The sequence below is a fragment of the Bradyrhizobium sp. 187 genome, assembly GCF_023101005.1.
In the GTDB taxonomy this organism is placed as follows: domain Bacteria; phylum Pseudomonadota; class Alphaproteobacteria; order Rhizobiales; family Xanthobacteraceae; genus Bradyrhizobium; species Bradyrhizobium canariense_D.
The window spans coordinates 3544835-3559637 of sequence record NZ_CP064693.1; the positions used below are offsets into that span (position 1 = coordinate 3544835).

General features: G+C 63.9%; 10 protein-coding genes. 7 read left to right on the forward strand and 3 right to left on the reverse strand.

Annotated elements, in window-relative coordinates; genetic code table 11:
• Positions 1–73 precede the first annotated feature (73 nt).
• From IVB19_RS16865 to IVB19_RS16890, 6 genes are all read left to right on the forward strand, one after another.
• Positions 74–2581 (forward strand): penicillin-binding protein 1A, encoded by a 2508-nt coding sequence (locus tag IVB19_RS16865; RefSeq protein ID WP_085353514.1) that lies wholly within the window; start codon positions 74–76, stop codon positions 2579–2581.
• Between the two features lie 111 nt (positions 2582–2692).
• A protein-coding gene (gene prfB, locus IVB19_RS16870; RefSeq protein WP_143273426.1) for a peptide chain release factor 2 occupies positions 2693–3824 on the forward strand; the annotation gives its coding sequence in 2 pieces (ribosomal slippage) (positions 2693–2761 and positions 2763–3824; 1131 coding nt in all).
• Positions 3824–4705 carry an NAD(P)-dependent oxidoreductase gene (locus tag IVB19_RS16875; RefSeq protein ID WP_085353511.1) on the forward strand — a complete coding sequence of 294 codons (882 nt, stop codon included), beginning with the start codon at positions 3824–3826 and terminating at the stop codon, positions 4703–4705. Before prfB ends, IVB19_RS16875 begins: the two co-directional genes overlap by 1 nt.
• 13 nt (positions 4706–4718) lie before the next feature.
• Entirely contained in the window at positions 4719–5594 is an 876-nt protein-coding gene (locus IVB19_RS16880) for a DMT family transporter (protein WP_085353510.1), read from the forward strand.
• A gap of 79 nt (positions 5595–5673) precedes the next feature.
• Positions 5674–6585: a DMT family transporter gene (locus IVB19_RS16885; RefSeq protein WP_247821594.1), complete on the forward strand. Its 912-nt coding sequence runs from the start codon at positions 5674–5676 to the stop codon at positions 6583–6585.
• A gap of 106 nt (positions 6586–6691) precedes the next feature.
• Positions 6692–7927 (forward strand): ABC transporter substrate-binding protein, encoded by a 1236-nt coding sequence (locus IVB19_RS16890; protein WP_247821595.1) that lies wholly within the window; start codon positions 6692–6694, stop codon positions 7925–7927.
• Positions 7928–8044: 117 nt separating this feature from the next.
• Here the strand turns inward: IVB19_RS16890 and IVB19_RS16895 are convergent, their stop codons facing one another.
• From IVB19_RS16895 to IVB19_RS16905, 3 genes are all read right to left on the reverse strand, one after another.
• Entirely contained in the window at positions 8045–8530 is a 486-nt protein-coding gene (locus IVB19_RS16895) for a low affinity iron permease family protein (protein WP_026232740.1), read from the reverse strand.
• 99 nt (positions 8531–8629) lie between these two features.
• Entirely contained in the window at positions 8630–9988 is a 1359-nt protein-coding gene (locus tag IVB19_RS16900; RefSeq protein ID WP_198957644.1) for a M23 family metallopeptidase, read from the reverse strand.
• Positions 9989–10098: 110 nt separating this feature from the next.
• Positions 10099–10791 (reverse strand): peroxiredoxin, encoded by a 693-nt coding sequence (locus IVB19_RS16905; RefSeq protein ID WP_083926366.1) that lies wholly within the window; start codon positions 10789–10791, stop codon positions 10099–10101.
• Positions 10792–10995: 204 nt separating this feature from the next.
• Between IVB19_RS16905 and IVB19_RS16910 the strand changes: the two genes are divergently transcribed.
• Positions 10996–14793: a YhdP family protein gene (locus tag IVB19_RS16910; RefSeq protein ID WP_051112968.1), complete on the forward strand. Its 3798-nt coding sequence runs from the start codon at positions 10996–10998 to the stop codon at positions 14791–14793.
• Positions 14794–14803 lie beyond the last annotated feature (10 nt).

The following is a 14803-nucleotide window of genomic DNA, read 5'->3' on the forward strand; positions in this document are numbered from 1 at the left end:
GATGGTTTGGTGCCTGTTTCTGGTGCCAGGGCTGATCTTGGGCTGATCCAGAGTTTGAACGGATAAACAGATAATGCGCTTGCTGGTGCGGTTCATGGGCTTCCTGTTCGCCGCGGGAACGGTGTTGTTCCTTGTCGGGGTGGGTGCCGTCGCAGGCCTGATCTGGCATTTCTCCAAGGACTTGCCTGACTACTCTCAGCTTCAGGATTACGAGCCGCCGGTGATGACCCGCGTGCACGCGACCGACGGCTCGCTGCTCGGCGAATACGCCAAGGAGCGGCGGCTGTACCTGCCGATCCAGGCGGTGCCGAAACTCGTGATCAACGCCTTCCTCGCGGCCGAGGACAAGAATTTCTACGAGCATGGTGGCATCGACTACACCGGCATGGCGCGCGCCGGCGTGGTCTACATCCAGAACTACGGCTCCAACCGCCGTCCGCAGGGCGCTTCCACGATCACCCAGCAGGTCGCCAAGAACTTCCTTCTGACCAACGAGGTCTCCTTCGCGCGCAAGATCAAGGAAGCCTTGCTGGCGATGCGGATCGAGAAGACCTACTCGAAGGACAAGATCCTCGAGCTGTATCTGAATGAAATCTATCTGGGCTTAGGTGCCTACGGAATCGCGGCTGCGTCGCTGGTTTATTTCGACAAGTCGGTGAATGAGCTGACCGTCGCGGAAGCGTCCTATCTCGCGGCGCTGCCGAAGATGCCCGCGACGCTGCATCCTGTCCGCAACCGCGACCGCGCCATCGAGCGCCGCAACTACGTGATCGATCGTCTGGTTGAGAACGGCTGGGTCAAGCAGGCCGACGCCGACAAGGCGCGCAAGGAGCCGCTGGCCGTTACCAGCCGTTCCAACGGCGCCCACACCTTCGCCGGCGAATATTTCGCCGAGGAAGTGCGCCGCGACATCTTCGAGCGCTATGGCGAGAAGAAGCTGTATGAGGGCGGCCTTTCGGTCCGCACCACGCTCGATCCCAAGATTCAGGTCATGGCGCGCAAGACCATGGTCGCCGGTCTCGTCAACTATGACGAGCAGCAGGGCTATCGCGGCGCAATCAGCAAGCTCGACATTTCGGGCGACTGGGGCGTGAAGCTCGCCGAAATCAAGTCTCTGTCCGATATCTCGCCGTGGCGCATGGCGGTGGTGCTGGAGACCAGCGACCAGTCGGCGCGCATCGGCTTCCAGCCGAGCCGCGAACTCGGCGGCGCCGTGAGCAAGCAGCGCGAGACCGGCCTCATCACGCTCGACGGTATCAAATGGGCAAGAGCGGCCTCGGGGGCTGCGAAGGGCAGGGCGGCGAGTGCGGTGTCGCAGGTGCTCCAGCCCGGCGACGTGATCTACGCCGATCCGCTGTACAAGGACGCCCAGCCTGTCGAAGGGCAGTACCGGCTGCGCCAGATCCCGGAAGTGTCCGGCGCGATGGTGGTGATGGACCCCTGGACCGGTCGCGTGCTGGCGATGGTCGGCGGCTTCTCGTTCGACCAGAGCCAGTTCAACCGCGCCACGCAGGCCTATCGGCAGCCCGGTTCGTCGTTCAAGCCGATCGTCTATTCGGCTGCGCTCGACAACGGCTATACGCCTTCGACTGTCGTGCTCGACGCCCCGATCGAAATCGATCAAGGCCAGGGCGCGGGCGTGTGGCGGCCTGAAAACTTCTCCTCGGGCAAATTCCAGGGGCCGGTGACGCTGCGCAACGCATTGCGGCAGTCGCTCAACACGGTGACGGTGCGCCTCGCCCAGGACATCGGCATGCCCTTGATCGGCGAATATGCCCGCCGCTTCGGTGTCTATGACGAACTGCCGAACTATCTGTCCTACGCGCTCGGCGCCGGCGAGACCACGGCGATGCGCATGGTCACGGCCTATTCGATGCTCGCCAATGGCGGCCGCCGGGTGAAGCCGACCCTGATCGACCGCATCCAGGATCGCTACGGCCACACCATCTTCAAGCACGACCAGCGCGAATGCCGTGGCTGTGACGCGCCCGGCGGCTGGAAGAACCAGAACGAGCCGCAGCTGATCGACCGCCGCGAGCAGGTGCTGGATTCCATGACCGCCTATCAGATCACCGAGCTGATGGAAGGCGTGGTCCAGGCCGGTACCGCGACCGTGGTCAAGCAGGTCGGCAAGCCGATCGCCGGCAAGACCGGCACCACCAACGAGGCCAAGGACGCCTGGTTCGTCGGCTTCTCGCCCGACGTCGCCGTTGCCATCTATATGGGCTATGACAAACCGCGTCCGCTCGGCAAGGGCAACGCCGCGACCGGCGGCCATCTCGCAGCTCCCATCGCACGCGACTTCCTCCAGCTCGCGCTCGCCGACAAGCCCGCGGTCCCGTTCAAGGTGCCGGCCGGCATCAAGCTGGTGCGGGTCGTCGCCAAGTCCGGCATGCGCGCCGGTCCGGGCGAGACCGGCGGAACCATTCTCGAAGCCTTCAAGCCGGGCACGGCGCCGCCGGATAACTACTCCGTCATCGGCGTTGCCGATGCCGATGGGCGAGGCGGCGTGCCGGCGTCGCAGCAGCAGCAGCCGGATTCCGGTTTCTTCATGCGGCCGGGCACCGGCGGGCTGTACTAAGGCTTAGGACAAGACAGACGTTCGTCGCCGCGGCGGTTGCGCTTTGCAGCCGCCGCCGCTACATCCCGTTGTCATTAGACGCGGAAAAATTCCGCGAGACCAGAGAACCACATGCGCGCCGAAATCGAACGGTTGGTAGAAGAGATCAAGCAGTCTGTCGGGCTGCTGAGGAGGCATCTTTGACGTCGAGAAATCGACGGCGCGCCTCGCTGAGCTGAACAAGCTCGCAGAAGATCCCAATCTCTGGAACGATCCCCAGAAAGCCCAGAAATTGATGCAGGAGCGCACCTCGCTTGAGGATGCGCTCTCCGGCATCGGCAAGGTCGAGCAGGAGCTCGAAGACGACATCGGCATGATCGAGCTCGGCGAAGCCGAGGGCGATGAGGGCGTTGTCAAGGAAGCCGAAGCCGCGCTCAAGACCCTCAAGAAGGAAGTCGCCCGGCGCGAGCTCGAGGCGTTGCTGTCGGGCGAGGCGGATAGTTTCGATTCCTATCTCGAAGTGCATGCCGGCGCCGGTGGCACCGAAAGCCAGGACTGGGCCCAGATGCTGCTTCGCATGTACTCGCGCTGGGCCGAAACCCACGGCTTCAAGGTCGAGGTGCTGGAAGAGTCCGAGGGCGAAGAGGCCGGCATCAAGTCCGCGACCATCCAGGTCTCCGGCCACAATGCCTATGGCTGGCTGAAGACCGAGGCGGGCGTGCACCGCCTGGTGCGGATCTCGCCGTTCGATTCCAACGCGCGGCGGCACACCTCGTTCTCGTCCGTTGCTGTGTTTCCGGTGATCGACGACACCATCAAGATCGACATCAAGGAATCCGACGTCCGCGTCGACACCATGCGCTCCGGTGGTGCCGGCGGCCAGCACGTCAACAAGACCGAGTCCGCGGTGCGGCTGACGCATATCCCGACCGGTGTCGCCGTGGTCTGCCAGGCCGGCCGCTCGCAGCACAAGAACAAGGCGCAGGCCTGGGACATGCTGCGCGCGCGGCTTTACCAGATCGAGCTGAAGCGGCGCGAAGAGAAGGCCGCCGCCGACCAGGCCGCCAAAACCGACATCGGCTGGGGCCACCAGATCCGCTCTTACGTGCTCCAGCCCTACCAGATGGTGAAGGACCTGCGCACGGGTGTGCAGACCTCCGACACATCAGGCGTGCTCGGTGGCGATCTCGACGACTTCATGGCCGCGACCCTGGCGCAGCGCGCCTTCGGCACTCCCGGCGCCGACATCGAGGACGTCGACTGATGCCCCGGATCGCCTTCATCGGGCTTGGGCGGATGGGCCATGGCATGGCCGGCCGCTATCTCGATGCTGGCTTCACGGTGACGCTGTGGAATCGCAGTAAAACAAAAGCGGAAGACCTGATCGCGCGCGGCGCGCTCTGGGCGACCTCGCCTGAGGACGCGGCGATCGACGCCGACGCCGTCGTGACCATGGTCGCCGATGATGAGGCCTCGCGTGCGGTCTGGCTCGGGCCCGAGGGCGCAGCCAAGACCGCGAAGGCCGGCACCATTGCGATCGAATGCTCCACCGTCTCCTATGACCATGCGCGCGAGATGGGCCGCGAGATGAACGCTCGCGGGCTGATCTATATCGATTGCCCCGTGACGGGATTGCCGGATGCGGCCGCGAGCGGAAAGCTGACGTTGCTCGTTGGTGCCGATGCCGCCGATCTCGAACGCGCGCGGCCTTATCTGACGCCGATCGGCTCGACCATCCGCCATTTCGGCGCGGTCGGCTCCGGCACGGTCTACAAGCTGATCAACAATCTGATGGGCGCGATCCAGATCGCCGGCCTCGCCGAGGGGCTTGCCATTGCCGAGCAGGCCGGGCTCGACATGAACCTCGTGCTGGAGTCGATTCAGGCGGGCGTGGCCGCGAGCCCGCAGGTGCAGCGTCATTCCAAGCGCATGGTCTCCCGCGATTTCTCCGGCGCGACATTCACGGCAGCGCTGCGGCACAAGGATGCCGCCTACGCGGTGAAGCTCGCCGAGAGCCTGCTGGCTGACAAGCCGCTGGTCGCGCGCGCCGCGGTGGAAGCCTACGCGCAAGCGAAGGCCGCGATGCCTGACGACGACGAAGGCAAGATGATCGAACTGGTGTCGCGGCCGAAGAAACCGTCCTAGCGGCCGCATCGACATGGGGCAGCCTCGTTCGGAACGCGGTCTCGGCATTGCCCTCGTCATATCAGCTGCGATTGCCTGGAGCACGGCGCCGTTCTTCACACGTCTGTTGCCGTTCGATCCCTGGACCATTCTGTTCTGGCGCGGCGTGTTCGGCGGCAGTCTGATCTCGGTGTTTCTCGTCGTGATGCAGGGACGCGGCGCGCTGCGGCAATTGGTGGCGCCGGGACGCGGCGGCTTGCTCGTCGCCTCATTGTCCACGCTCGGCATGGTTTCCTTCATCCCCGCGCTCCAGATGACCAAGGTGATGAATGTGGCTGTGCTGATCTCCACGCAGCCTTTCGTGGCCGCGGCGCTGGCGTGGCTGTGGCTTGGCGAAGCCGTAACATGGCGTACCCTGATCGCGAGCCTCGTTGCCTTTGGCGGCGTCGCCATCACGGTCGGAGGCATCGAAGCCGGGGCTGATGTTGGAGGCGTGGCGCTGAGCTGCCTCATGGTACTCGCCATCTCGGCGATGACGGTTGTGATCCGACGCTACCAGGAGACATCGATGGTGGCAGCGGCGGCGTTGTCGAATTTCCTGGGAAGCCTCGTCAGCCTTCCGTTTGCGCACGACCTCGTCCATATCGACAGCGCCAACCTCGCGATCCTCGCGATGTTCGGCTGCTTTCAGGTGGCGCTGGGGCTGACATTCTACATGCTCGGCTCGCGCCTCCTGCCGTCGAGCCAGGCTTCCCTGATTGCGACGCTGGAAACGCCGCTGATGCCGTTCTGGATCTGGATTACCTTTCGGGAGGTACCTGCCGTCCACGCCCTTGTTGGCGGTGTTCTGGTCGTTGGGGCGGTGGTTGCGGATATCGCGGTTGACGCGCGAAGTCGCGATCGATCCTGAATCTCGCCCTTTACCCGGAAATCGGGTGGCAATTTTGGTCGCGCAGTCCTAGCAGGTCGGACCATCGCTGTGAGACGCCATGTCCCCGATCGACAACCGTATCGACGCGCGCGACTGGTCGCTGCTCGCTGTGCTCTCGGCGCTCTGGGGCGGCTCGTTCTTCTTCAACGGCGCGGCGCTGCGGGAATTGCCGCCGCTCACGCTGGTGCTTTTGCGCGTTGCACTTGGCGCCGCCATTCTGCTACCGCTGCTCCGTATCCAGGGTATTGGCTTTCCCAAGGGCATCGCCGGCTGGAAGCCGTTCGTCGCGATTGGGCTCCTCAACAACGTCATTCCGTTCTCGCTGATCGTGGTCGGCCAGACCTTCATTCCGAGCGGGCTGGCGTCGGTCCTGAATGCCACCACGCCGCTGTTCACGGTCATCGTGATGGCCGCGGCGGGCGAAGAGGCCTTGCGGCTCCGCCGCGTCGCCGGCGTGGCACTGGGCCTCGCCGGCGTGATCATCCTGCACGGATGGGGTGTCGAGACACGGGCGGGGCAGGGGCTGGGCATCCTGCTCTGCCTCGGCGGCGCCTTCAGCTATGGCTTCGCCGCGCCGGCGGCGCGCCGGTTGTTGAAGGACTCCCCGCCGCTGGGGACGGCCGCGTTTCAACTGATGGCTTCCACGGTGATGATGGCGATCGTGGCCGGCGCAGCGGAGCAGCCGTGGCGTCTCCCGCTGCCGGGCGTGACGATTTGGCTCGCGGTGCTCGGCCTTGCCGGGTTGTCGACGGCGCTCGCCTATATCGTCTTCTTCCAGATCCTGCGGCGGTCGGGCGCGACCAATGTGATGCTGGTGACACTGCTCATTCCCGTCACCGCCATTCTTCTGGGATGGCTTGTGCTGGGCGAGCCGATCTGGATGCGAGAGATCGCGCGCGCGATCGTGATCGGCAGCGCATTGCTGGTGATCGACGGGCGCGTTCTGGAGCTGCTGCGGCGCGGCACATAGTTCTGGAGCGCTCGTTTCATCTCACGGAAAATCGCGGCGCTTGCCAGCCGTAAGCGAGCTTGCGACACTCTCGGCAAAACAAGACTACAAAACAGGGGAGAGAACGATGCTGGGTCGTCGCAATAACCTTGCTGCCCTCGCCATTCTTGCTGCCGGCGTGCTCGTCACGACGCCGGCCCTGGCGCAGAAGAAATACGATCCCGGCGCCACCGACACCGAAATCAAGCTCGGCAACATCATGCCCTATAGCGGGCCGGCGTCGTCCTATGGCGTGATCGGCAAGACCGAGGCCGCGTTCTTCAAGATGATCAACGACCAGGGCGGCATCAACGGTCGCAAGATCAATTTCATCAGCTATGACGACGCCTATTCGCCGCCAAAGGCGATCGAGCAGGCGCGCAAGCTGGTCGAGAGCGACGAGGTGTTGCTGATCTTCCAGCCGCTCGGCACGCCTTCGAACTCCGCCATCATGAAATACATGAACGCCAAGAAGGTGCCGCAGCTCTTCGTCGCCTCCGGCGGCACCAAATTCGGCGACCCCAAGAATTTCCCTTGGACCATGGGCTTCCAGCCGAACTACCAGAGCGAGGGGCGGATCTACGCGAAGTATATCCGCGACAACTTCCCCAACAGCAAGATCGCAGTTCTTTGGCAAAACGACGATGCTGGCAAGGACCAGTTCAAGGGCCTGAAGGACGGACTCGGTGACAAGGCCGATATGATCATCGCCGACAAATCCTATGAGGTCAGCGATCCCTCGATCGACTCGCAGATCGTTGCGCTTCACGATTCCGACGCCGACATCTTCTTCTCATGGGCCGCGCCGAAAGGCTCGGCACAGGCGATCCGGAAGGTCGGCGAGCTCGGCTGGAAGCCAAAATTCTTCCTCGCCAATACGGCTACCTCGATCGCCTCGGTGCTCAAGCCCGCCGGGCTCGACTATGCCAAGGATATCATCTCGACAGCATATTTGAAGGATCCGACCGACCCGACCTGGGACAAGGATCCGGCGGTCGTCGCGTGGCGCACCTTCATGGATAAGTACTATCCCGAAGGGGACAAGACCAACGCCAACAACCTTTATGGCTACGTCCAGGCGGAGGCGATGGCGCAGGTGCTGAGGCAGTGCGGCGACAATCTCACCCGTGACAACGTGATGAAGCAGGCCACCAGCCTGAAGGATTTTCACACCGACCTGATGCTGCCCGGGATCATGGTCAACACTTCGGCCGACGATTATTTTCCGATCGAGCAGATGCAGCTGATGCGCTTCAACGGCCAGGCTTGGGAGTTGTTCGGCGACGTCATCACCGGTGAGGTCGGCCACGAGCGCGGCCAATAGTCAGGGCTGGCTCCGCGGCGGGCCAGTTGCCTGGTGTGATGAAGACGGGGCGAGCCTGCCGAAGCGTTGCGATTGCGAACGAAGCTGCGCACCTCGTCGTTCCCGGCATCCGTCCGCTTATTCGGTGACGAGATCGGCGGCGCGTTTCGCCTTCTTGCCGGTATTCTTGACTGTCTCGTCTCCGACCTTTTCGGCCTTGGCGCGAAGCTCACATTTGGTGCGGATCTCGTCGAGCTCGTCGTCGGTCAAATGCTCAATTCCCACGAAGGAATTTTGCACCGCGCTCACCCGGATCAGTTCGTCGAGCTTCACCTGAATGGCCGCGCTATCGCGATTCTGGGAATTCTGAATCAGGAAGACCATCAGGAATGTCACGATGGTGGTGCCGGTGTTGATCACCAACTGCCATGTGTCGGAGTAATGGAAGATGGGACCGGTGACCGCCCAAACCAGGATGATGCCGGCTGCAATCATGAATGTCAGCGCTCGCCCGGCCGCTTGAGATGTTCGGTTAGCAATATCGCTGAAGAGTTGAGCCGCGTTGTTACGTGGCTGGTCCGCTTTGCCCTTGGCCGGACGAGCTTTCGTATGGATCTGTTGCATCAGAAGATCGCGCCATTGAGGACCTGCGACCTAACGCGAAGGGAACTCCGAAGTTCCGCCATGTAAACCTGGGACGAGACGAGCGCGCTCTCAACGAGCCTAGCCCGCGCTGAGTCGCACGCCGGCGCGCAAGAACTTCTGCGGATCGACCGCTTCGCCGTCGATCCGGGTTTCATAGTGCAGATGCGGCCCGGTGGAACGGCCGGTCGACCCGACGAGACCAACGACCTGGCCGATTCTCACGATCTCGCCGACCCGGACATTGATCTCGGAGAGATGGCCATAGCGCGTCGCAAGGCCATTGCCGTGATCGACCTCGATCATGCGGCCGTAGCCGCCGGACCAGCCGGCCGAGACGACCTTGCCGTTGGCGGTGACGCGAACGGGATCGCCGCTCGCGGCGCGGAAGTCGAGCCCGGTATGCATCGCAGGCCGGCCGAGGAACGGATCGCTGCGCACGCCGAAGCCGGAGGTGAACTCGACCTCGCCGATGACGGGCTTGCGATAGGGCACGAGCGCGAGCGTGCGATTGAGCCGGTCCATCTCGGCTCGGGTGTTGTTGATGCGATAGAGCTGCTTCTCGAACGGCCCCGAACTGGCGGTGATTTTAACAGGCACGAACGGCCCGCCCATCGCGGTGCGCGGCACGGCGGCTTCGAGATTTGCGAGGTTCAGGCCGAGATCGCTGACGACGCCGCGCATCCGGCGCATGCGCGAATCCATGCCTTCCTCGACGGCGTTGAGCGCCGCCATCTGGCGACGCTCGACCTGGTCCAGCGAGGTCGTGAGCCGAACGACGACGTTGTCGAACCCCTGGTTCTTGGCGAATTGATTGACGGGCGGAGCTGCGAGGGTCGGCGCGCGCGATTCGAGCCGCGCTTCGCGATCCGGCGGCGCCACGAAGATCACGGTGTCGCTGATCGGCGAGGGCTTTGGCGTGCCCTGCGTCGTCTGGCTGGCATCGCCACGCTGCGGGGTGGAACGTGGAATCGATCCGGTCACGTCCGGCATGGACCCGAGCGCCGTGGCACGGGACTCCAGCGCCGTCTGGCGCTTCATGATCTGGTCGAGCTTCTGGTCGAACTGCTCCTGGTCGAGCAGCTGCCGGCTGGTGGTGCGGTCGACCTTGGCGCGGAGCTCGGCGATGCGGTCCTCATAGGCGTATTGCATCTCGGCCTGCCGGGCGATCAGCCGGGTGAGGACGTCGTCGCGGAAGGCGAAATAGGTCGCGGTTGCGGCCGACCAGAGCCCGAGCAACACGACAGTGCCGACCACGATCCAGAACACCACAGGTCCCAGGCGAACCTGCTTGCCGTGATGCACGATGGTGTAGGCGTCGTCGGTGTCGGGAAGGGGAAGCGCGGTTGCCACTGCGGCGGCACGGCGATGAAAGGCCCGTCCATGGTCGTGCGGGTGATGTTGGGGGTACTGCGAGAGTTGGGCAGAACTTTTCGACATCGGCACTCCCGCGCCGATCGGATGAGTCCGTGCGGCCTAATTGCCGCGGCAATCTGGGCCGGTCATGGTTAATTTTCCGGAAACGGAACCCCTTGAATTTAAATGATTGGTTAAAGGCTCCTTGCGGCTTCCAGCACCTCGTCGGCGTGGCCGTCGACCCGGACATTGCGCCAGATCCGGGCGATCTTGCCGTCGGCGCCAAGCAGCATCGTGGTGCGAAGAATTCCCAGGAAGCTCTTGCCATACATGGACTTTTCGCCCCAGGCGCCGTAGGCCTCCAGCATCTCGTGCGTCTCATCCGAGACGAGGGGCACGCCGAGACCGTGCTTGTCCCGGAACTTGTCCTGAGCCTTGACCGGATCGGCGGAAATGCCGAGCGCGGCGGTGCCAGCCTTGGCGAAGGCGCCGGTGAGCCGGGTGAAATCGATGGCCTCCCTGGTGCAGCCTGGCGTGTCGGCGCGGGGATAGAAGAACAGGACCAGCTTCTGGCCGGCATAATCCGACAGCGCGACGACGCCGCCGCCGTCGCGGGGCAGGCGGAAGGCGGGAGCCTTCTGCCCCTCAGCCAAGCCGGCCTTCGCCGCCGTTTCAGGCGCGGATGCCGATTTGGAAGAATTTAACCGTTTCGATGCGGCCTTATGCGATGTTGTCTTTGCTATGGTCCCAGTTGATTTGCTCGCCGGTGTCCGCTGTGTTTTCGCGAGCTTGGTTTGAGTCGCAGCCCGCGCTTTCACGGGCGTCTTTTTAGCCGTCGGAGTGACGGAGGGCGTTTTGGACGATTTCTTTCGGGATTTCTTGGACATACGCCTTCCTTTCGTCGCTTTCGGCGGGTCAACCAAAGCGGTATTGCAGCCCTTTTCCGCTATGCCGGAATCGTGCCCTCGGCGGGGCGAGTCTGACGACGCCGGAGTCTGGTTACAAGGAATTCCACGCACCACCCCACTGCTCGTTGAACGCGCTCCCGGGGCGACATGACGAACAGAAGGAATATTCGAGGTATGGCGGCAATGCCGGCGCGGGAAGCTTCGCTTCCCGTCGACGGCTGCGGCCCCGGCGGCGCTCAATCCCACGACGGGCGCCTGTATCGAGAGGCAATGGCAAGGAATACGTCGCCCCAGGATTACAATCGGGATTTGGATCGGCGCGGCAGCCAACCAGAGCAGCAGCAATGGGACGACGCCGACTGGGATCCGGATCAGGAAGCGGCGGCGGGCCATCGGGCGCGCCGGCTGTTGTCGCGTTCCAATTCGGGCTTCCATCGCTTCGCTGACGGGTTTGGGCCGTTGCGCCGCTGGTTGGGCGGCGGTCGCTGGCTGAAGCGCGTGACCGTGGTCGTCGGTGTCCTGGTCGTCATCTTCGTCGGCTGTTTCGGCGCGCTGTGGTGGCGGCTCGGCGCCGGTCCCATCAATCTCGACATTGCGACGCCGTGGCTCGCGGCCGCGATCGAGGACAATATCGGTCACGGCAACACCGTGGAGGTCGGCGGCACGCAGATCGAGCGGGCCGGGCGGATCCGCATCGCCGTGCGCATCCGTGATATCGTCGTGCGCGACCACGATCACGTCATTGTCGCCACCGCGCCGAAGGCCGAGGTGAAGCTGTCGGGTGCGGGCCTGCTGATGGGGCATCTGCGCGCCGAAAGCCTCAACCTTGTCGATGCCGAGCTCGCAATCCGGATCGCGCCTGACGGCACCGTCACGGTATCGGCCGGCGACACCGCAAAGCCGCTCGCAACCGGCGTCGCCTCCAAAAGGGACGCGGGACTGCCGCCGACTTTCCCGCGCAACGGTGTGCCACCGCCGCCATTCGCCACCGAGCCTGCGACCTCCGACGCACCGCAAGCCGCGCCCCAGGCCACGTCCCCGACTGGCATTCTTCAGGGCCTCGACTGGCTCGACAGTCTGAGCATGACCGGCCTCGACGGCCAGAATCTCAACGAGATCGGCCTGAAGAACGGCAATCTGATCGTCGACGACCAGCAGCGCGGCAGCAAATGGACGTTTGAGAACATCACGCTCAGCCTGCGCCGACCGAGCCGTGGCGGCGTCGCGCTCAGCCTCGGTGAAGAGGGCGCACGTCCGTGGTCGTTGCGTGCCACGATCGGCCCCACCGAGAACGGCGTGCGCTCGGTCGATATCCGCGCCGACAAGGTTTCGACCGCCAACATCCTGCTGGCGCTGCGGGTGAAGGATCTCACCTACACCGCCGACCTGCCGCTGACCGGCGAGCTCAAGGGCGAGCTCGGCCGCGACGGCGTGCCGACCTTCTTTCGCGGCAAGATCACGGTCGGTGCGGGCAACATCATCGACACCGATACGCCCGATTATCCGATGGCGATCGACTCGGCCGAGATCAATGTCGAGTGGGACGCCAATCGGCGGGTGCTGGTTGCTCCGTTCAAGGTCCTCTCGGGCGCGAACCGCCTGACGCTTTTGGCTCATGTCGAGCCGCCCAACGGCACCGTCAATGACTGGCAGCTCGGTTTCAGCGGCGGTTCGATCCTGCTCGGCGGCATCGACAACGAGCCGCCGCTGGTCTTCAACCGCATTGCGATCGGCTTCCGCTTCGATACCGACCACAAGAGGCTGCTGTTGACCCAGGCCGATATCTCCAACGGAGAGATCGGCGTCGCCGGCACCGGTGCCATCGACTATTCGGGCGAGCCGCGGCTGACATTGGGTTTTGCGGGAACGCCGATGTCGGCCTCCGCGCTCAAGCGGATGTGGCCGACGCTTGTCGTTCCCGAGTTGCGCGAATGGGTGATCGAGCGGATCGAGCGTGGAACGCTCCAGCGCATCGAGATCGGCGTTAATTCGCCGACGAAGAATCTTCCGCGCAAGGGCCCACCCATTCCCGACGACGGCTTGTCGGTCAATATCGTGGCGAGCGGTGTCACGGTTCGCCCCGTCGATGGCCTGCCCGTGGTGCACGATGCCGATTTGAAGGCGCGCGTGACCGGCCGCACCGCGACGGTGAATATCGGGCAGGGCATTGCCGATACGCCGGCGGGGCGCAAGGTCACGATTTCCGACTTTGTTTTCGAGGTGCCCGATATGGCGCCCAAGCCGTCGCCGTCGCGGACGAGGTTTCGTGTCGAAGGTCCGGTGCCTGCGGCCGCCGAAATGCTTTCCAACGATCGCTTGAGCGATCTGTCGTCGACCGTCATCGATCCCAATACCAGCAAGGGGACGTTCTCGGCGAACGTCCAGCTTGGGCTGCCGGTCAAGGGCGAGCTGACCAAAGCCGACACCACCTACAGCGTTACGGCCGATCTCAACGGTTTTGGTGCCGACAAGCTGGTGATGAACCAAAAGCTGGAGGCCAACAACCTCAAGATCGTCGCGAGCAACCAGGGCTATCAGGTCAAGGGCGACGTCAAGATCAACGGGCAGGCGGCCTCGCTCGATTACCGCAAGCCGGCCGAGGGCGATGCGGACGTCAAACTGCAGACCACGCTGGACGATGCGAGCCGCGCGCGCCTCGGATTCGATCTGGGTCCCGCCGTCAGCGGATCGGTGCCGATCAAACTGTCGGGCAAGATCGCCGGGGGACCCGACCAGACGACGAAGCTCGGCATCGAGGCCGACCTGACCTCGGTCAAGCTCGACAACATCCTGCCCGGCTGGGTCAAGCTGCCGGGAAGAGCGGGCAAGGCCAGCTTCAAGGTGGTGCCGACGGCGCAATCGACGCGTCTGGAGGACATCGTCATCGAAGGCGGCGGCGCCTCGATCAAGGGGTCGCTCGAGGTCGATGCCAACGGCGAGCTCATGAACGCGAACTTCCCGACCTACGCGCCATCCGACGGCGACAAGGCCTCACTGAAAGTGGAGCGCAGCCAGGACGGCGTGCTCAAGGGTACGATGCGCGGCGACGTATTCGACGGCCGCGGCTTCCTGAAGTCGGCGATCTCAGGCAATTCCAAGGACGATGCCAAGAGCAAGACGAAGAACCTCGATTTCGACATCGACGTGAAGCTCGGCGCCGTCATGGGTTTCAACGGCGAGGCGATGCGCAGCGTCGACGCCAAGATGTCGCGGCGCAATGGTGCGGTCAAAGCCTTCACGCTGAGCGGCAGGATCGGAAAAGACACGCCCGTGGCAGCCGACCTGCGCGGCGGCCGCGCCCAGGGCAACCGCGAGGTCATCTATCTCCAGACCAGCGATGCCGGCAACTTCCTGCGCTTCACAGACACCACCAACAAGGTCTTCGGCGGCCAGATGGTGGTGGCGATGGAGCCGCCGACGTCCGAGCCTACGACACGGGAAGGACTGATCAATGTGCGTGACTTCTCGGTCAAGGGAATGGAGCAACTCGATCGCGTCGCGGCGGGGGCTCCCAACGGCGCCCAGAACGGCGTAGCCTTCACGGCGATGCGCGCGGAGTTCACGCGGCAGAACGGCGCGCTCACGATCCGCGACGGCGTGGTCAAGGGGCCGATGATCGGCGCCACCATCGAGGGCTCAATCGACTTTCCCGGCAACCAGGTTTGTATGAGCGGCACCTTCGTCCCGATGTACGGCGTCAACAACATCTTCGGCCAGATCCCGTTGTTCGGCATCTTCCTCGGCGGCGGCAACAATGAAGGATTGATCGGCGTGACCTACGAGGTCGTCGGCACGCCGGCAGCGCCCGTAATGCGCGTCAACCCGATTTCGGCGATGGCCCCCGGTCTGTTCCGCAAGATCTTCGAATTCAACACCGGCAAACAGAACTCGCCGTTCGAGGAATTCCCGTCGCAGTCGAACGATGGCTCGACCGGATCGACGCGCCAGCTATCGAGCGGCTGCACCCTCGCGCGACGTTAGTGGCGAGGCT